The 16,913-nt window shown below is 71.9% G+C and carries 17 protein-coding genes; 11 read left to right on the forward strand and 6 right to left on the reverse strand.

What is annotated here, in order from left to right; translation table 11 throughout:
- Positions 1–106: 106 nt before the first annotated feature.
- The 6 genes from ODJ79_RS40045 (at position 107) to ODJ79_RS40070 (ending at position 5,894) form a co-directional block, all read left to right on the forward strand.
- Positions 107–1,414, forward strand: coding sequence for a M16 family metallopeptidase (locus ODJ79_RS40045; RefSeq protein WP_263028930.1), 1,308 nt, complete (start codon positions 107–109; stop codon positions 1,412–1,414).
- On the forward strand, positions 1,411–2,730 hold the full coding sequence (locus ODJ79_RS40050; protein WP_263028931.1) for a M16 family metallopeptidase: 1,320 nt from the start codon (positions 1,411–1,413) through the stop codon (positions 2,728–2,730). Before ODJ79_RS40045 ends, ODJ79_RS40050 begins: the two co-directional genes overlap by 4 nt.
- A complete protein-coding gene (nudC, locus tag ODJ79_RS40055) occupies positions 2,727–3,680 on the forward strand; it encodes an NAD(+) diphosphatase (protein WP_263028932.1) in 954 nt (317 codons plus the stop codon). The genes ODJ79_RS40050 and nudC overlap by 4 nt, the downstream gene beginning before the upstream one ends.
- Before the next feature lie 102 nt (positions 3,681–3,782).
- Positions 3,783–4,676, forward strand: a complete 894-nt coding sequence (locus tag ODJ79_RS40060) for a phytanoyl-CoA dioxygenase family protein (RefSeq protein WP_263028933.1) — start codon at positions 3,783–3,785, stop codon at positions 4,674–4,676.
- A 22-nt stretch (positions 4,677–4,698) separates the two neighbouring features.
- On the forward strand, positions 4,699–5,175 hold the full coding sequence (locus ODJ79_RS40065; RefSeq protein ID WP_263028934.1) for a hypothetical protein: 477 nt from the start codon (positions 4,699–4,701) through the stop codon (positions 5,173–5,175).
- On the forward strand, positions 5,172–5,894 hold the full coding sequence (locus tag ODJ79_RS40070) for a hypothetical protein (protein ID WP_263028935.1): 723 nt from the start codon (positions 5,172–5,174) through the stop codon (positions 5,892–5,894). The genes ODJ79_RS40065 and ODJ79_RS40070 overlap by 4 nt, the downstream gene beginning before the upstream one ends.
- Before the next feature lie 42 nt (positions 5,895–5,936).
- On the opposite strand, the gene ODJ79_RS40075 is transcribed toward ODJ79_RS40070, so the two are convergent.
- The gene (locus ODJ79_RS40075; protein WP_263028936.1) at positions 5,937–6,179 is read right to left on the reverse strand and encodes a mycoredoxin; all 243 of its coding nucleotides are present in this window, start codon (positions 6,177–6,179) and stop codon (positions 5,937–5,939) included.
- An 80-nt stretch (positions 6,180–6,259) separates the two neighbouring features.
- Between ODJ79_RS40075 and ODJ79_RS40080 the strand changes: the two genes are divergently transcribed.
- The 3 genes from ODJ79_RS40080 (at position 6,260) to ODJ79_RS40090 (ending at position 9,326) form a co-directional block, all read left to right on the forward strand.
- Positions 6,260–8,395 (forward strand): ATP-dependent DNA helicase UvrD2, encoded by a 2,136-nt coding sequence (locus ODJ79_RS40080; protein WP_263028937.1) that lies wholly within the window; start codon positions 6,260–6,262, stop codon positions 8,393–8,395.
- A 135-nt stretch (positions 8,396–8,530) separates the two neighbouring features.
- Complete coding sequence (locus ODJ79_RS40085; protein WP_263028938.1) at positions 8,531–8,824, forward strand: hypothetical protein; 294 nt, start codon at positions 8,531–8,533, stop codon at positions 8,822–8,824.
- A gap of 139 nt (positions 8,825–8,963) precedes the next feature.
- Positions 8,964–9,326 (forward strand): WhiB family transcriptional regulator, encoded by a 363-nt coding sequence (locus tag ODJ79_RS40090; protein ID WP_030442546.1) that lies wholly within the window; start codon positions 8,964–8,966, stop codon positions 9,324–9,326.
- 301 nt (positions 9,327–9,627) lie between these two features.
- Here ODJ79_RS40090 and ODJ79_RS40095 read toward each other — a convergent pair whose 3' ends face one another.
- From ODJ79_RS40095 to ODJ79_RS40110, 4 genes are all read right to left on the reverse strand, one after another.
- A complete protein-coding gene (locus tag ODJ79_RS40095; RefSeq protein WP_263028939.1) occupies positions 9,628–10,932 on the reverse strand; it encodes a M18 family aminopeptidase in 1,305 nt (434 codons plus the stop codon).
- 34 nt (positions 10,933–10,966) lie between these two features.
- Entirely contained in the window at positions 10,967–12,313 is a 1,347-nt protein-coding gene (locus ODJ79_RS40100; protein WP_263028940.1) for an ABC1 kinase family protein, read from the reverse strand.
- Positions 12,314–12,403: 90 nt separating this feature from the next.
- Positions 12,404–13,411: a hypothetical protein gene (locus ODJ79_RS40105; protein ID WP_263028941.1), complete on the reverse strand. Its 1,008-nt coding sequence runs from the start codon at positions 13,409–13,411 to the stop codon at positions 12,404–12,406.
- 197 nt (positions 13,412–13,608) lie between these two features.
- Positions 13,609–13,770: a DUF5679 domain-containing protein gene (locus tag ODJ79_RS40110; protein ID WP_015625326.1), complete on the reverse strand. Its 162-nt coding sequence runs from the start codon at positions 13,768–13,770 to the stop codon at positions 13,609–13,611.
- A gap of 435 nt (positions 13,771–14,205) precedes the next feature.
- Between ODJ79_RS40110 and ODJ79_RS40115 the strand changes: the two genes are divergently transcribed.
- Together ODJ79_RS40115 and ODJ79_RS40120 are read left to right on the forward strand one after the other, a co-directional pair.
- Positions 14,206–14,739, forward strand: coding sequence for a M48 family metallopeptidase (locus tag ODJ79_RS40115; protein ID WP_263028942.1), 534 nt, complete (start codon positions 14,206–14,208; stop codon positions 14,737–14,739).
- Between the two features lie 136 nt (positions 14,740–14,875).
- The gene (locus ODJ79_RS40120; protein WP_263028943.1) at positions 14,876–15,472 is read left to right on the forward strand and encodes a hypothetical protein; all 597 of its coding nucleotides are present in this window, start codon (positions 14,876–14,878) and stop codon (positions 15,470–15,472) included.
- A 154-nt stretch (positions 15,473–15,626) separates the two neighbouring features.
- Here the strand turns inward: ODJ79_RS40120 and ODJ79_RS40125 are convergent, their stop codons facing one another.
- Complete coding sequence (locus tag ODJ79_RS40125) at positions 15,627–16,889, reverse strand: zinc-dependent metalloprotease (RefSeq protein WP_263028944.1); 1,263 nt, start codon at positions 16,887–16,889, stop codon at positions 15,627–15,629.
- Positions 16,890–16,913 lie beyond the last annotated feature (24 nt).

Genomic DNA, 16,913 nt, shown 5'->3' on the forward strand with positions numbered 1-16,913 from the left:
CGTAGTACTCGGACGGGCTAAATCGACCCATAGATCGAAATTGGCGCTCTGCCTGTTGGTGACCTGCCGTGGCCACGGTGCACACGGAGCGCGCTAATGTCAGTCCGTGGCGCGCAGAACAAAGATCCCCGCAACCAAGTACCCGGTCGAGCGATTCACCCTGGACAACGGCCTGCGGGTGGTTCTCACGCCCGACCGCAGCGCACCCGTCGTGGGCGTGGCCGTCGTCTACGACGTGGGCATCCGCTCCGAGCCGGAGGGGCGGACGGGGTTCGCTCACCTCTTCGAGCACCTGATGTTCCAGGGCTCGGAAAACCTGGAGAAGCTGGCCCACTTCCGGCACGTGCAGGGCGCCGGGGGCACCTTCAACGGCTCCACCCACCTCGACTTCACCGACTACTTCGAGGTGCTGCCGGCCGGCGCCCTCGAGCGGGCGCTCTTCCTCGAGGCCGACCGCATGCGCGGCCCCCGGCTGACCGAGGAAAACCTGCTGAACCAGATCGACGTGGTGAAGGAGGAGATCCGGGTCAACGTGCTGAACCGGCCGTACGGCGGGTTCCCCTGGCTCAAGCTGCCCCCGGTGATGTTCTCCACCTTCGCCAACGCGCACGACGGCTACGGCTCGTTCGGCGACCTGGACAGCGCCACCGTCGAGGACGCGGTGGCCTTCTTCGACCGCTACTACGCCAGCGGCAACGCCACGCTGTCGGTGGCCGGCGACTTCGACGTGGCCGAGGCCACCGCGATGATCGAGCGGCACTTCGGCGACGTGCCGGCCCGCCCGGCGCCGCCGCTGCCCGACTTCGACGAGCCCGGGCTCGACGGCGAGCGGCGCGACGTCTACACCGACCGGCTCGCCCCGCTGCCCGGCGTGGCCAGCGCCTGGCGGGTGCCCGACCCGATCGCCGGCTTCGCCGAATACCTGCCGTACGTGGTGCTCGCCGAGGTGCTCACCGACGGCGAGGCCTCCCGGCTGGTCGAGCGGCTGGTCCAGCGGGACCGCTCGGTGACCAGCATCGGCGGCTACATCGGCTTCATGGGCGACGAGTTCCAGGTGCGCAACCCGACCGCGCTGCTGCTGCAGGCGCACATGCCACCCGGCGGCGACGCGGAGAAGGTGCTGCGCACGGTCGACGAGGAGCTCGACCGCCTGGTGCACGACGGGCTCGCCCCGGGCGAGCTGGAGCGTACCCAGGCGCGCATCGCGACCCACCTGCTGCGCGACACCGACGCCGTGCTCGGCCGGGCGCTGCCGATGGCGGTGCTGGAGTTGCAGCGCGGTCGTCCCGAACTGCTCAACGAACTGCCAAAGCTGGTCGGCGAGGTAACCGAGGCGCAGATCGTCACCGCCGCGGCCGCCCTGCGCCCCGACCGGCGCGCCACCGTCGAGGTCCTCCCGGGAGCCGCCCAATGACCACCAAGAACCTGCCCGACCTGCGGCCGGACGCCAAGCTCAAACTCCCCAGGCAGGCCGAGCGCTCGCTGCCCGGCGGGCTCACGGTGATCGCCATCCGGCGTACCTCGGTGCCGCTGGTCGAGCTGCGGCTGCGGGTGCCGTTCAGCAAGGCGCCGCTGCCCCGGGCCACCCTGCTGTCCCAGGCGCTGTTCACCGGCACCGGCACCATGTCGAGCGTCGACATCGCGGCGCAACTGCAGGCGGTCGGCGGCGGCCTCTCCGCCGGGCTCGACCCGGACCGTCTGGTGATCACCGGAAACGCGCTGGCCACCGGGCTGGACCGGATGCTCGAGATCCTGGCCGCGGTGCTGACCGACCCGGCGTACCCGAACTCCGAGGTCGCCACCGAGCGCGACCGGCTGGTCGACCACATCAACGTGGCGCTCACCCAACCGGCGCACATCGCCCGCACCGCGCTGCTCCGGCGGATGTTCGGCAAGCACCCGTACGCGATCCAGACGCCCGAGCCCGAGCAGGTCCGCGCGGTCCGCCCGGCCCAACTGCGGAGCCTGCACGCCGACCGGGTCCGCCCGGAGGGCGCCGTGCTGGTGCTGGTCGGCGACATCAACCCGGAGAAGGCGATCGACGCCGCCGAGAAGGCGCTGGGCAGCTGGACCGGTCCCGGCCGGGACGAGTCGATGCCGGCGACCCCGCCGCTCGAGCCCGGCCCGCTGCTGCTGGTCGACCGCCCGGGCGCCGTGCAGTCCTCGCTGCGGATGGCGCTGCCCGCGCTGCCGCGCACCGACCCGCAGTACGCGGCCCTGGCGCTGGCCAACATGATCTTCGGTGGCTACTTCTCCTCCCGCTGGGTGGAGAACATGCGCGAGGACAAGGGCTACACGTACGGCCCGTCGACCTCGATCGAGCACTACCTGGCCGGTTCCTCGCTGCTGGTCGCGGCCGAGGTGGCCACCGAGGTGACCGGCCCGTCGCTGCTCGAGACGCTGTACGAGCTGGGCCGGATAGCCAGCCTCCCGCCCGGCGAGGACGAGCTCGAGCAGGCCCGCCGGTACGCCCTGGGCTCGCTGCGGCTCGGCATGTCCACCCAGGCCGGCCTGGCGGGCCTGGCCAGCATGTACGCGAGCTTCGGCCTGCGCCTCGAGCATCTGCGCGAGTACTCGGCGGCCCTGGCCACGGCGACCCTGGATCAGGTGGCCGAGGTGGCCGCCAAGTTCCTGGCGCCGACCCAGGCGGTCACCGTCGTGCTCGGCGACGCCGAGAAGGTGGCGGCCCCGCTGGCCGCCCTCACCCAGGTTGTGCGCGGCACCGCGTGAGCAGCCCCGAGTTCCCCGCGACGCCGCCGCTGGCGCGCAGCACGCTCGACCGCTCCGCCGTGCGCCGCCGGGACGAGGCCTGGCTCGCCGAGGCCTGGTCCCAGGGCCTGGTGCTGACCGTCGATCCGCGCGGACGGGCCATGGTCGAGGACCGGCCGGACGGCGGCGTCGGCCTGGTGCTCGTTCCCGCGGTCGACGCGCCGGCCGACGCCGAGCACTGGTTCCTCGGCGTCGACCCGGACGGCACCGCACTCTGGGCGGTCGCCGCGGCGCTGCCCGAGGCCGAGGGGGTCCGGGCGGCGTCCCTGCGCGACGTGGGTCACCTGCTCGACGCCCGGGACGCCGGGTTGTTCACGACCGCGGCGGCGCTGGCCAACTGGCACGCGAGTCACGCGTTCTCGCCGCGCACCGGGCTGGCCACCACGGCGGTGGAGGCCGGCTGGGTGCGCCGGGACACCGACGGCAACGACATGTGGCCGCGCACCGACCCGGCGATGATCGTGCTGGTGCACGACGGCGTGGCCGGGCCGGACGGCCGCTGCCTGCTCGGGCACAACGCCACCTGGCCGGTCGGTCCGGACGGCGTGCTGCGCTTCTCCTGCCTGGCGGGCTACGTGGAACCGGGCGAGTCGGCCGAGGCCGCGGTGCTGCGCGAGGTGGCTGAGGAGGTGGGCATCCCGCTGTCCGGCCTCTCGTACGCGGGTAGTCAATCCTGGCCGTTCCCCGGTTCGCTGATGCTCGGCTTCCACGCCGTCGCCGACCCGGCGCAGCCCATCCGGCTCGACCCGGAGGAGATCGACGAGGCGCACTGGTTCACTCGGGACGACGTCGCGAAGATGATCGCCGGCGGTTTCGTTCACCCCGAGACGGGCGTCCGGATGAGCCTGCCGATGCGCTCTTCGATCGCCTTCTACCTGATAGAGACGTGGTTGGGTGGTTTCACCCGGTAACGCATTGATATCGGTCGAAGTAGAAAAGTTTTCTCCTTCCCCGGTAACCAAAACCGGCCCCCGCTGCGTCTCGAACTACAAAGACCGAGAGGTGGATTTTCGATGACGCAGGTGGAGGCGCCCGCCTGGGCGCCCATGACGGACGACGAGCGCGCCCAGTTCGACCGGGACGGAATCCTCGTCGTGCCCGGGGTGCTCAGCGAGAGCGAGATCGAGGTTGGGCGCAACGCGATCCAGGCTGCGTACGAGCGGGCCCAGGAGCCCGGCGGCCACGGGCTGAACGCGACCGGCGCTCTGCACCAGCTCTCCGCGGTGACCTCCGTCCCCGAGCTGGCGTACCTGATCGACCACCCGACCGCGTTCAAGTACATCTGGTCGCTGCTCGGGTGGAACATTCACATCTACCACTCCCACGTGGACGTGCACCCGCAGATCCACGAGCAGCAGAAGGAGTGGTGGCACTGGCACCAGGACGGCGGCCGGCAGAACCGCGAGATCGAGACCGACCCGCGGCCGATGTTCTCGGTCAAGCTGGCGTATTGGTTCTCCGACGTGAGCGAGACCGGCCGGGGCAACTTCACCGTCATCCCCGGTAGCCACAAGACCAACTGGCTGCCCGGCCCGCCGAGCCGTGGCGTCCCGTGGCCGCAGCCGGAGGGCGCGACCCAGATCACCGCGAAGCCGGGCGACCTGGTCGTCTTCGACCGCCGCATCTGGCACGCCCGGTCGGACAACTACTCGACGTACACCCGCATGGGCGCCTTCTTCGGGTACACGTACCGCTGGATCGCCGGCCGCGACGACGTCGCCCACCTGCCGAATGAGCCGTGGTTCGACGGTCTCAACCCGGTGCAGAAGCAGCTGCTCGGCCACTGCCCCGAGGGCGACGGCACCGGCGACCACGCGTGGGGCCACTACCCGGCCACCACGCCGCTCTACGGCGCGCTCAAGGAGCGGGGCCTGCTGGACTCCAGCATTCCGGCTCTCATCCCGTAAGACCCCCGTTAGAGTCCCCTACGTGGGGCAAACCGGGACATTAGACAAGGCGGCGACCGCGGCGGGCCGGCTCATCCTCGAGGCACTCGGGGAGGAGCGTCCGGCGCGGTCGCTGTCTCGTCTCAGCGACTCGCCGCGCGCCGTCCGGCTGCTGCGGGAGCTGTTCATCGTGGCGATCCGCCGCAGCTTCGTCGGGCGCGAGCCGCGCGAAGTCACCCGTTACGTACGAGACCTGCTGGAGTACCAGTCGCTCCCGGCCGACGGCGAGCTGGCCCGGGAGGCCGAGGCGATCATCCGCGCGGCGCTCGGCGAGCCGGAGCTGGCGCACGGCATGCCCGAGCTGCGGCGCTTCGAGCTGATCTGCCACGTGGTCGGCGACCTCACCCGCCCGCCGGGGAAGCCGCCCGCCGAGCTGTACGCCCTGATCGATCAGGCCGAGCAGCGGGTGGCCCGCTTCGATCGGCCGCGCAACCGGGTGGTCGGGCGGAGGGTGACGTGACGAAGAGCAGACGACGTTCCCGCCTCGGCAAGGACGAGCCCGAGCCCGAGGAGCCGGCCGCCACGACCGAGTCGCAGGAGCCGCCGCCGGCGGTGGCCAAGCCGGTCGGACGCGGTCGGCGCCGATCGCTGCGTGCCGGGCAACCCTCGCCCGCCGGTGTGCGGGAGCAACCCCCGCCGGCCGGCGTGCGGGAGCAACCTCGGCAGGCCGGCGAACGGGAGCAACCCCCGCCGCCGCAGCCGAGCGCCGAGTCGCTCTCCGGCCGCCTGCCGCCCGGCGAGGCCGCCGGCACCGGGCTGATCGCGACCGAGGCGGGCCGCTATCTGCGACAGGCCGCGCGCGATGAGGCGCCGTCCCGCTTCGGCTCGCCCACCGGCGAGGTGGACGAGTCGGCACGCCGGGTATGGGAGATCGCATTCGGTCTGGCGGTGCGCCGCCGGTTCGAGCCGGACGCGGCGCTGGCCGAGATCAGCCGCACGGTCGCGATCGCCGTGCACGATCACGCGGTGGCGGGACTGCCGGTCCTCGACACCGAGATGCTGGTGCGTGCCGCGCTCGGCGAGACGGTGCCGACCGGCGACATCGACGACAGCGTGGTCATCGCCGTACACCTGCTGCTGTTCGCTTCGCTCGCGGACGAGCTCGCGCTGGGCAACGCCGAGGTGGACGCCATCATCGCCGAAGCCGAGGAGAAGGCCTCGGCGCTGATGACGGTCTGAAGGACGGCGAAGCTCGGTGCCGGTCTGAAGGACGGTCGGCCCTCAGGCGGCGATCGCGGCCAGGTGCTCCTTGACCTGGACGATCGACGGGTTGGTCAGCGCCGACCCGTCGCCGAACCGCAGCGTCGGCACGGTGCGGTTGCCGCCGTTGACGGTCTGCACGTACTCGGCGGCGGCCTCGTCCTGCTCGATGTCGACGACGTCGTAGGCGATCCCCTCGCGGTCGAGCTGCGACTTGAGCCGGTGGCAATAGCCGCACCAGGACGTCGAATACATGGTCAACATCGGTCAGGGGTCCCTTCGGCTGGGTCACATGGCACTCTGCCTTGCGACACAACGTCGGACCGGGGTGCCATGATTCCCGCGTGCGGACTGATGCGGTGCTGGCCGGGCTCGACCCCGAGCAGCGGACGGCGGTGACCGCCCCGTCCGGTCCGGTCTGCATCCTGGCCGGCGCCGGCACCGGCAAGACCCGTGCGATCACCCACCGCATCGCCTACCGCACGCTCACCGGCGAGGTCAGCCCGCGGCACGTGCTGGCCGTCACGTTCACCGCCCGCGCCGCCGCCGAGATGCGCGCCCGGCTCGGCGCGCTGGGCGCCACCGGCGTGCAGGCCCGCACCTTCCACGCCGCCGCCCTGCGCCAGGTCCGCTACTTCGCGCCCCGCCTGCTCGAGGGCCGCCAGATGCCCGAGCTGCTGGAGTCCAAAGCACGCATGGTCGGCCTCGCCGCCGCCCGGGTCGGCGTCCGGGCCGACCGCACCGGCGCGCGCGACCTGGCCGGCGAGATCGAGTGGGCGAAATCGTCGCTGGTCGAGCCCGGGGAGTACGCGGTCGCCGCGACCAAGGCGCTGCGCGAGCCGCCGTACGAGCCCGCCAAGGTCGCCGAGGTCTTCGCCGCGTACGAGACCCTCAAGCGCCGGCAGGGCGTGATCGACTTCGAGGACATGCTGCGCGCCGCGGTGTGGGGCATCGAGGAGCACCCGGACGTCGCCGAGGAGATCCGCAACCAGTACCGGCACTTCGTGGTCGACGAGTACCAGGATGTGAACCCGCTGCAGCAGCGCCTGCTCGACTCGTGGCTGGGCGGGCGCGACGATCTGACCGTGGTCGGCGACGCCAGCCAGACGATTTACTCGTTCACGGGCGCGACCTCGGCGTACCTGATCGACTTTCCGCGCCGGCTGCGCGGCGCGGTGGTGGTCCGGCTGGTCCGCGACTACCGCTCCACGCCGCAGGTGGTCGGGCTGGCCAACTCGGTGATCCGGCAGGCCCGCGGCAGCGAGGCGCGGCTGCGGCTGGAGCTCGTCGGCCAGCGGCCGCCGGGCGCCGAGCCCGAGCTCAAGATCTTTCCGGACGAGGCGGGCGAGGCGGCCGCGGTGGCCCGGCGCTGCCGGGAGCTGATCTCCGCGGGCACCTCGGCCAGCGAGATCGCCGTGCTGTTTCGCACCAACGCCCAGTCGGAGACGTACGAGGAGGCGCTCGCCGAGGCCGGGGTGCCGTACGTGGTGCGCGGCGCCGAGCGGTTCTTCGAGCGGCCCGAGATCCGCCAGGCGATGATCGCGTTGCGCGCCGCGGTGCGCTCGACGCCCGGCGAGACCCCGCTGGTGCCGGCGGTGGTCGACGCGCTCGCGGCCACCGGCTGGTCGCGCGAGCAGCCCCCGGCCGGCGGCGCGGCCCGCGAGCAGTGGGAGGCGCTGGCCGCGTTGGTCGCCCTCGCCGAGGAGTACGCGAAGGCGCCCACGCTCGTCCCGATCGGTCAGGCCGGCGCCGTGCAGCGGGACGTGTCGCTCGCCGAGTTCAACGACGAGCTGTCCCGCCGGGCCGAGCAGCAGCACGCGCCGACCGTCGAGGGTGTGACGCTCGCCTCACTCCACTCGGCCAAGGGCCTCGAATGGGATGCCGTCTTCCTCGTCGGGCTCTCCGACGGGACCCTGCCGACGACGTACGCGAAGACGCCCGAGCAGTTGGAGGAGGAGCGCCGCCTGCTCTACGTCGGGGTGACCCGGGCGCGGCAATGGCTGTGGCTTTCCTATGGTCAGGCGCGTTCCGCGGGTGGCCGGCCACGTCGGCCGTGCCGCTTCCTGCCGCGGCTCGAGCGCCACTCGCCGACCGAGCGAGCCGGCGACCGAAGTCGGAAACCCGACCGCCGCCGCCCGCAGGTGTCCTCCTGCCGGATCTGCGGCGCGACCCTGCTGGCCGGCGCCGACCGCAAGCTGGGCCGCTGCCCGACCTGCCCGTCCGACCTCGACGAAGACCTTTTCGAACGGTTCCAGATCTGGCGCAAGCGCACCGCCGAGGAGCTGAAAGTCCCTGCGTACGTGGTGTTCACCGACGCCACGCTGGTGGCCATGGCCGAGCGGCGCCCGAGCAAGCCCGCCGAACTGCTGGCGATCGCCGGGATCGGCCCGCGCAAGCTCGGCCAGTACGGCGACGCGGTCTTCGCTCTCGTGGGCGGCGCGAGCCCCGATGACATCGTGACGAAAAACTTTGAAAACTAGTCCGTAAATTCGTTTGCCCTCGCTTGAGCGAGAGGCATAGCCTCAGGACACGTCTTGCGGAGCGCCCTGCTCCACAAGACGCAGAACCCAATTAGAAGCATGACGAGTGCAGTGCATCTGGAGGAGGTGGCAACGATGGAGATTTACACGATGACCAAGCGACCGTCGATGCCGCTGCACCCTGCCTGCGCTCTGATCGCCCCCGAGCCGAAAGCTCCGGCTCAGGCTGTCTGGCCGGTAGTCATCCTTGCTGCCGAGCAGGCTCAGGTTTCGCGGGTGCACCAGGTCCAGGTCCAGGCCGAGCTGGCCCAGGTCCTGACGTCCATCGGCGGAAGCAATGGCACCACTGGGTTCAAGGGCCTCGATGTCTCCAAGAAGCGCTACGCGGATGGTGGCAGCGGTGTCCCGCCTCGAGGAAGGCCGGTCTGATCGACCAGACCTACCGGCTCACCTCGAGGCCGCGGAACCCGTACAGGGTCCGCGGCCTAATTTTTTGCCGGCTCACCGGCCGGTGCACGACCAGCACTGCGATCCAGAAGATCGACGAAGAGAGAGGTGACCGGGCTTTATGAGTCTGGCGCTGGCCCCGATCGACGTAAGCGTCGACATCGAGGCAAACCTGCCCTGTCGGAAGTTCGACCCGGACCTGTGGTTCTCGGACTCCCCGGCTCAGCTGGAGCTGGCCAAGTCGCTCTGCGGGGACTGCCCGCTGCGCGTCGAGTGCCTCGCCGGCGCGGTCGAGCGGAACGAGCCCTGGGGTGTCTGGGGCGGCGAGATTTTCGAGCGTGGAGCCGTGGTTCCGCGCAAGCGGCCGCGTGGCCGTCCGCGTAAGGCGGACGTGGCGCGCGACGCCGAGCTGGCACACGAGGTCGAGGAGCGGCTCGCCGCGAACGGTCTCGAGTCCCGCAGCCAGGTCCGTCTCGCGGCCTGACAACTTCAGCAAACATCCCTCCCCGAACGGCCACGAGGCCACAACCGAAAGCAGAGACCGAGATGAGCACGAGCGGAGCTTCCAAGATGAGACTTCTCCAAGAAGCGTTGTCCCGGGCCCGAATGCGTCGGCCTCAGCGTGACTACACACCTGAGGCTCACCGTCCCGCCCGCCTGGTAGCCATGGCGGCCCACCACCGGGCCTCCCGCGAACTCGGCGGCAGGAACTTCTGAGACCCACTGACAACCGATGAGAAGAACCAAGACGGGCCCGTCCGCCGCGCGGACGGGCCCGTCTCGCGTCAGGCGCCGGTGAAGAACACGGCGGCTGCGGCGGCAAGCGACGCCGGATCGTCCACATGGCACAGTTCGCGGGCCGAATGCATGGAGAGCAGCGGCGTTCCCACGTCGAGGGTCGGTATGCCGATCCGGGTCGCGGTCAGCGGTCCGATCGTCGACCCGCACGGCACCGCGTTGTTCGACACGAACGGCTGCCACGGCACTCCGGCTGCCGCGCAGATGCGGACCCAGAGCGCCGATCCGATCGCGTCGGTCGTGTAGCGCTGGTTGGCGTTGATCTTCAGGAGTGGGCCGCCGCCGAGGACCGGGCGATGGGTCGGGTCGTGCTTCTCCGGCCGGTTCGGGTGCACGGCGTGCCCGGCGTCGGCCGACAGGCACCACGAGCCGGGCAGCGAGCGGGCCAGATCGATGCCGAGAGCCGCGGCGACCCGGTCGAGCACGTCGGCGAGCAGCGGCCCGGACGCGCCCGAGCGGCTCTCCGACCCGAGCTCCTCGTGGTCGAAGGCGGCCAGCACCGCGATCGCCGGGCGGCCGGCACCATCGCGTACGCCGGCGGCCTTGGCGACGCCCTCGTGCCCGGCCGAGGCGTCCAGCAGGGCGGTCAGGCCGGCGTGCACCGAGGACAGGTTGTCGAGCCGGCCGGCGGCGAACAGCGCGCGGTCGGCGCCGAACCGGGCCGGCGCCGCCGAGTCGACCGCGACCACGTCGTGCCCGGCGACCTCGGCGACCGGGACGCCCGCGAGCCCGGCCAGGTGGGCGAGCACGTCCGGGCCGTCGACCGCGAAGACCGGCTGAACGTCGCGCTGGCGGTCGGGCGCGAACGACGAGTTCACCTCCCGGTCGAGGTGGATCGCGAGGTGCGGGATGCGGGCGAACGGACCGGTGTTCACCAGGTGGACCGTGCCGTCCCGGGTGACCAGCCGGCCGGCGAGCGCGAGCTCCCGGTCGAACCAGGAGGCGATGATCGGGCCGCCGTAGACCTCGACGGCCACCTGGAGCCAGCCGTTCGAGGCGAGCGCGGGCCGCGGCTTGAGCTTGAAGGTCGGCGAGTCGGTGTGCGCACCGAGGATCCGGAACGGGGTGGCCGGCCCGACCCGGTCGGGGACCGCGAAGGCGAGCACGGCGCCGTCCCGGACGAGCACCAGCCGGGAGCCCGGGTGGACCACCTCGCGCCAGTCGGCGGTCTCGTCCAGCGTCGTCCAGCCGGCCGCCGTCAGCCGGCGGGCCACCTCGGCCGCCGCGTGGTAGGAGCTGGGCGACGCCGTGATGAAACTGCCGAGATCGTCGATGTGCGCGGTGGCGTCCATGACACTTATCGAATCATGACGCCGGCGCGCAGGATCACGCGACCGGCGCGAAACCGGGCAGCCACTTCTCCACGATCGACCGGTACGGTGCGGACGCCTCCAACTGGCAGAGCACCCCGATCGAGCCCAGCGTCACCCGGTGGATCAGCAGGTACGACGGCGGCAGGTTGAGCTTGCGGCTCAGCTGGTATGCCGGGGACCGCGGGCTGCCCAGCCGGGACGCCTCGCCCCGCAGCCAGGACCGGGTGAACCGGAACTCGTCGACCGCGAGCGGCTCGATCATCGGGCGCAGGAACTTCAGCACCGCGTCGGCGTCGAGCTCGTCGTCCGGCTTGATGAAGCCCTCGGCGCGCAGCCCGTCGGCGACCGCCTCGGCGTCGCCGTCCAGCGCCAGCCGCACGAGCCGGCCGATCGGCTCGGGGTGCCCGCCGGGCAGCCGGGCCACCGCGCCGAAGTCGATCACGCCGAGCCGGCCGTCGTGCAGGATCCGGAAGTTGCCCGGGTGCGGGTCGGCGTGCAGCAGTCCGGCCCGGGCCGGGGCGGAGAAGTGCAGGGTGGCCATCAGCCGACCGGCCTCGTCGCGTTCCTCGGCGGTGCCGTCGGTGATCACCTTGGCCAGCGGGGTGCCCTCGACCCACTCGGTGACCAGCACCCGCGGCGCGGAGGCGATCACCTGGGGCACGTAGATCTCGTCGTCGCCGGCGAACGCCTCGGCGAAGGCCGACTGGGTCTGCGCCTCCAGCGAGTAGTCGAGCTCCTCGGTGATCCGGGCGCGGAGCTCGGCGAGCAGCGGCTTGATGTCCATGCCCGGCTGAATGATCTTGAACATGCCGGCCAGCAGGGACAGCTGCTTGAGGTCGGCGAGCAGCGCTTCGCCGGCCCCGGGGTACTGCACCTTGACCGCGACCTCGACGGTCTTCTGCTTCGCGTTCTTTCGCGCCCTCGGCAGCTTCCACTGCGCGCGGTGCACCTGGCCGATGCTGGCCGCGGCGGCCGGGCTGTCGTCGAACTCGGCGAACTTCTCCCGCCAGTCGTCGCCCAACTGCTCGGCGAGCGCCTTGTGCAGGCTGGCCACCGGCATCGGCGGCGCGGCCTCCTGCAGCTTGGTGAGCGCCTGCCGATAGGGGCCGGCCATCTCCTCCGGCAGCGCCGCCTCGAACACCGACAGCGCCTGGCCGAACTTCATGGCGCCGCCCTTGAGCTGCCCGAGGACGCTGAACAGCTGCTCGGCGGTGCGCTGCTGGATGTCGGCCGAGATGACGTCGGTGGCGATCCCGACGGCCCGCTTGCCCAGACCCAGTGCGGTGCGTCCGGCGAACCCCAGGGGTAGCGCGGCCAGCCTCGCTGTGCGGGACGCGGCACGACGCGGAATGTCGCTCACCAGATCATTGTGACCGACGGAGCACAGGACAACTGCCCACGCAGTGACGCTTCGCCCGTTACGTGACGAAAGTCCGATAAGCTCGGCACATCAGCGGGCGCACGAGCACGCCGGATGCGGCCCCCAGGTGCGCCGCCGCACCCGACCGGGCGCGGTGATCTCGGCGGTGGCGCCGACCGTCTGCGGGACGGCGCCGTCGAGGAACATCAACACCTCGCCAACCGCGTACGCCGTGGCGGCCAGCAGCGTCGGCACCGTGCACGGCTCCGGCCCGGACGCCGCCGCGACCGAGCCCGGCCAGCCGGCGTCCCGCTCGCGGCGGTGCAGATCGAGACAGTTCAGGCAGGGCCGCCCCGCGGCCGGGACCAGCGGCCCGATCACCGCCACGCCCTCCCGGATGGTGACCGCCAGATGGGGTTGCCGGCGGCCGGTCAGCGCGGCGGAGACCAGCGCCGTCGGCTCGTCGTGATCGAGCTGGACCAGCAGGGACGGGGATCCGCGGCGGACCGCGTCGCTGCTCTTCGGCGCCGCGCGCGACAGGGCGTCGATGATCGCCTCTCGCCGGGGCCGGCCCACGTCGCCGCCGGGCAGCGGACCGGCGGCCAGCTCGTCCGCACGCACCACGCCGCCGATCTCGGGCCGCACGTGGCCCACGCCGGCCTGGGCGAGCGCCACCGCGATCGGCGCGCCGAGCCGGCCCCGCCCGCTGATCACCACCCGGGCCTCGGCCCGCCGCCGCAGCGACCGGGCCGGGCGGGCGACGCCGCGCAGGGCCAGGGCGGCGGCCTCGCCGGTCAGCCGCTGCCGCTGCTCGGCCGGCAGGGTGTGCGGCACCAGCGCGGTGGCCGGGAGGGTGAGGCCCGCCGCGCACAGCGCGTCTAGCAGGGCGCGGCACTCGGCCGCGGTGACGCCGAACTCGGCGGCGCGGATCGTCACGAGCCGCTCGGAGCGGGTGCCGTCGAGCAGGTCGAGGACCCGTTCGCAGCGCGGGTCGGGAAGGTGCAGCAGCAGCGCGCGGGCCGGATCGGAGCCGATTTGCAGCTCGCCGGGGCGGCGCCAGATCCGGGGCAGGCCGGGAATCAGGGTGGGACGGTTCACCGTGACAGGTTGTCATCGGCAGGACGCGGAGCGCGTTCGTTGTCCACAGGGCGACCGCGGCTGTGACACGCGTTGTCCACAGGGAAACGCGAGTTATCCACAGGCCTCAGCCGTTTTCCACACTCACTCAACGCGTCGGGTCGAACACGGTTATGGGTAGAGCGGAGCGCACGCGCCGCTCTACCCAGCCGGGTGAATCAGGCCTTGGCCTTCCCGAGGATTCGGTTCACGGTCGTGCCACAGACCGGGCACTTGCCCTTCGCCATGTTCATGCCGGTCTTCGACACCTCGACGGTGCCCTGGAAGTCGCGCTTCTCCTTGCACTTCACGCAGTAGCCGTTGTACGTGTTGTCGGCCACGGTTCCTCCTAGTCAGTGTCGTCGGCCGGGTCGGCCCGATGAGTGCCTCTCGACAGCGGCGCTGGGGCCGTTCCGCAGCCACGTGGATGTGGCCTCCCCGCCAGGGGCGGTCACTACCCAAGTCCGGCCGTTTCCATGTCTCGTCAGCGCCGCCGTCGTGAGTGTGCCGGAGAAATCATCCTTTTTGCGAAGTTCAGCCGGAACACGCCGGAAATTACTGGCAAAGAGGGTGAAAAAGGATGTTTGCCACCGGTTCGGTACATGCGCTAAGTTGGCCGCTCCACGGAGATGTTGCAGGCATGGAAAATTTTTTCGGCTATACCCGGAGGAAGCGCCCATATCCGGCGCGTGTCATCGGCTGTACTCTTGCGGTGACATGGGTCTCACGGATTAGCGTCTCAACGTGAACCCGAACCTGGGCCGCGCGAGCCGGTAATGGCCCGGACGCGTAAGCCTGTCGTCGAAGTCCGTCGCAGCCAGCGCCGGCGTCGGACGGTGTCCGCCTATCGCGACGGTGAGCGCGTGGTCGTGCTCATCCCGGACCGCTTCTCCCGCGCCGAGGAGACCGAGTGGGTCGAGCGCATGCTCGCCCGGCTGGCCGCCCGCGAGGAGCGCGTCCGCAGCACCGACGCCGAGCTGCTGGCCCGCGCCCGCCGGCTCACGACCCGCTACCTGCCCGATCACGTCCACCAGGTGATGCCGGCCAGCGTGCGCTGGGTGACCAACCAGAACGGCCGCTGGGGCTCGTGCACCCCCGACGACGGCACGATCCGCATCTCGCACCGCATCCAGGAGATGCCCGAGTGGGTGATCGACTACGTGCTGCTGCACGAGTTGGCCCACCTGGTCGTCCCCAGCCACAACGCCCGCTTCTGGGACCTGGTGGCCCGCTATCCCAAGGCCGAGCGCGCCCGGGGCTACCTGGAGGGCATCTCCGCGGCCACCGGCTTGGTGCTCCAAGACGATTAAAACCATTCCCGAGTACGTGTCGGGCCAGGTCCCGCCGCCACCCGGCGAGCTGGGTGCCGTCCCGGCCCCGGACCCGCCACCATCCGGGCTGAGCCGTAACTCGAGCTTCCGAAAACCCACTCGGTAGGGTTGTGCCGTGGTGCGACGGGTTGTTGCGGCTCTGCTGGTGCCGGTCGAGTGGAGCCCGCCCGGGGTGGATCTCCGCGCCTGGCGTGCCGCGCTCGCCGAGGACGTGGTCGACCTGCTGGCCCGCCTCGCCCAGGCCGAGGCCGCCATCGCCGCCACCCCCGCGGACCGCGAGCTGGCCGAGGAGATCGCCTGGCCCGGCATGCGGATCTACGAGGTGCCCACCGCGACGTACCTGCCGGTGCTGGCGGCGGCGTCGGCCGACGGCTTCGACCAGGCCGCGGTGATCGCCGCCGACGCGCCCGACCTCCCCGGCATGATCCTGGGCAAGCTGCTGCGCCCGCTGGAGAACAAGGCCGTGGCGGTCGCCCCCGGCGGCCCCGGCAACGGCTTGCTGGGCCTGGCCACCGCGCTGCCCGCGCCGTCCTGGCTGATCGACCACGACCTGGACGGCGCGTCCGCCGCACTGCTGCGCAGGACCGCGCCGCAGCCGGGCGATGTCAGCTCCACCCCGCAGTGGCGCCGCCTGCGCGGTCCGGCCGAGCTCGCCTCACTCGACCCGGCGCTGGAAGGCTGGGAGAACACCCGCGCCCTGCTGGGCGGATAGGCCCCGCCCGTCCCGCGTGCCGGATAGGGCCGCCCGTCCCGCGTGCCGGATAGGCCCCACCAGTCTCGGCATACGGGAAAGGCGGCCACGCCCGCCCCTCCCGGCGTACCGGAAAGGTCGCGGAACCGAATCGCCTGGCGTGCCCGGCCCGGGGTTATTCGCCCTTGTCCTCGTCGGTGCCCTTTTCCTCCGGCGCCTCGCCGAGGTTGTCGAGCTCGCTGATGTCCCACTCCGCGGCGCCCTGGGCGAAGACCTCCGGGTTGGCGAAGTCTTCATCCGTCGGCAGCAGGTCGGGGTGGCCCCACAGCGCGTCCCGGCCCTGGATGCCGCGGTGCTCGGTGACCGCCGCCCAGAGCGCGCCCGCCTCGCGCAGCCGGCGCGGCCGCAGCTCGAGGCCGACCAGTGCGGCGAAGGTCTGCTCGGCCGGACCGCCCGCGGCCCGGCGCCGGCGGAACGCCTCGCCCAGGGCCGCCACGCCGGGCAGGCGCTCGCCGGCGGCGATGTCGACCACGTGGCCGACCCAGCCCTCGATCAGCGCCAGCGCGGTCTCGAGGCGGGCCAGCGACGCCTTCTGCTGCGGGGTGTCCTCCGGCGTGAAGATGCCCTCGAGGGCCATCGCCTGCATCGACTCGGGGTCGTTCGGGTCGACCCGGCTCATCGCCTCCTCGATCGCCTCGCGGTTGACGGTGATGCCGTTCGCATACGTCTCGACCGCGGACAGCACGTGCGCCCGAAGCCACGGCACGTGACCGAAGAGCCGCTGGTGGGCCGCCTCGCGCAGGGCCACGTAGAGGCGAACCTGGTCGGCCGGGAGCTCGAGGCCCTCGCCGTACGCCTTCACGTTGGCCGGCACCAGCGCGGCCGTGCCGGTCGGGCCGAGCGGCAGCCCGATGTCGCCGGCCGAGAGCACCTCGGCGGCGAGCTGGCCGAGGGCCTGGCCGAGCTGGCCGCCGAAGAGCGCGCCGCCGAGCGTGGCGACCATCGACTGCATCGGGCCGAGCTGTGCCTTCGCCTCCTCGGGGACCAGGTCGCCCATCGCACCGACCATGCGCCCGGCGATCGGGTCGCACAGCTTCTTCCACACGTCGAGGGTGTTGTAGATCCACTCGTTGCGGTTCCACGCGGCGGCCACCTGGATGCCGCTGGGCAGCGCGGAGACCGGGTCGAGCCAGAGGTCGGCCAGGCGCAGGCTCTCCTCCACCTGGTGGCGCTCGAACATGTTCACCGCGGGGTCGCCGGCGGCGGAGAGCTGGCTCGCCGCGATCTGCCGGGCCATGTCCCAGTTCACCGGGCCGCTGTCGGGGCCACCGGCGAACATCCGCTGCAGATCGGCCATGAACTGCTGCATCTGCTGCGGGTCGGAGGGGTCGGGCGGCTGGGCGCCCGGCAGGGAGAAACCGAACGGGATATCAGGCACGTAGATAACCGTACGCGCGAAACA

This window comes from Actinoplanes sp. KI2, assembly GCF_025630775.1.
In the GTDB taxonomy this organism is placed as follows: Bacteria; Actinomycetota; Actinomycetes; order Mycobacteriales; family Micromonosporaceae; genus Actinoplanes.

Excerpts from the sequence above, each read along its gene's own strand:
- ODJ79_RS40050 (WP_263028931.1), top strand. The coding sequence starts at position 1,411 with ATGACCACCAAGAACCTGCCCGACCTGCGGCCGGACGCCAAGCTCAAA.
- ODJ79_RS40060 (WP_263028933.1), top strand. The coding sequence starts at position 3,783 with ATGACGCAGGTGGAGGCGCCCGCCTGGGCGCCCATGACGGACGACGAG.
- ODJ79_RS40075 (WP_263028936.1), bottom strand. The coding sequence starts at position 6,179 with ATGTTGACCATGTATTCGACGTCCTGGTGCGGCTATTGCCACCGGCTC.
- ODJ79_RS40085 (WP_263028938.1), top strand. The coding sequence starts at position 8,531 with ATGGAGATTTACACGATGACCAAGCGACCGTCGATGCCGCTGCACCCT.
- ODJ79_RS40090 (WP_030442546.1), top strand. The coding sequence starts at position 8,964 with ATGAGTCTGGCGCTGGCCCCGATCGACGTAAGCGTCGACATCGAGGCA.
- ODJ79_RS40095 (WP_263028939.1), bottom strand. The coding sequence starts at position 10,932 with ATGGACGCCACCGCGCACATCGACGATCTCGGCAGTTTCATCACGGCG.
- ODJ79_RS40115 (WP_263028942.1), top strand. The coding sequence starts at position 14,206 with ATGGCCCGGACGCGTAAGCCTGTCGTCGAAGTCCGTCGCAGCCAGCGC.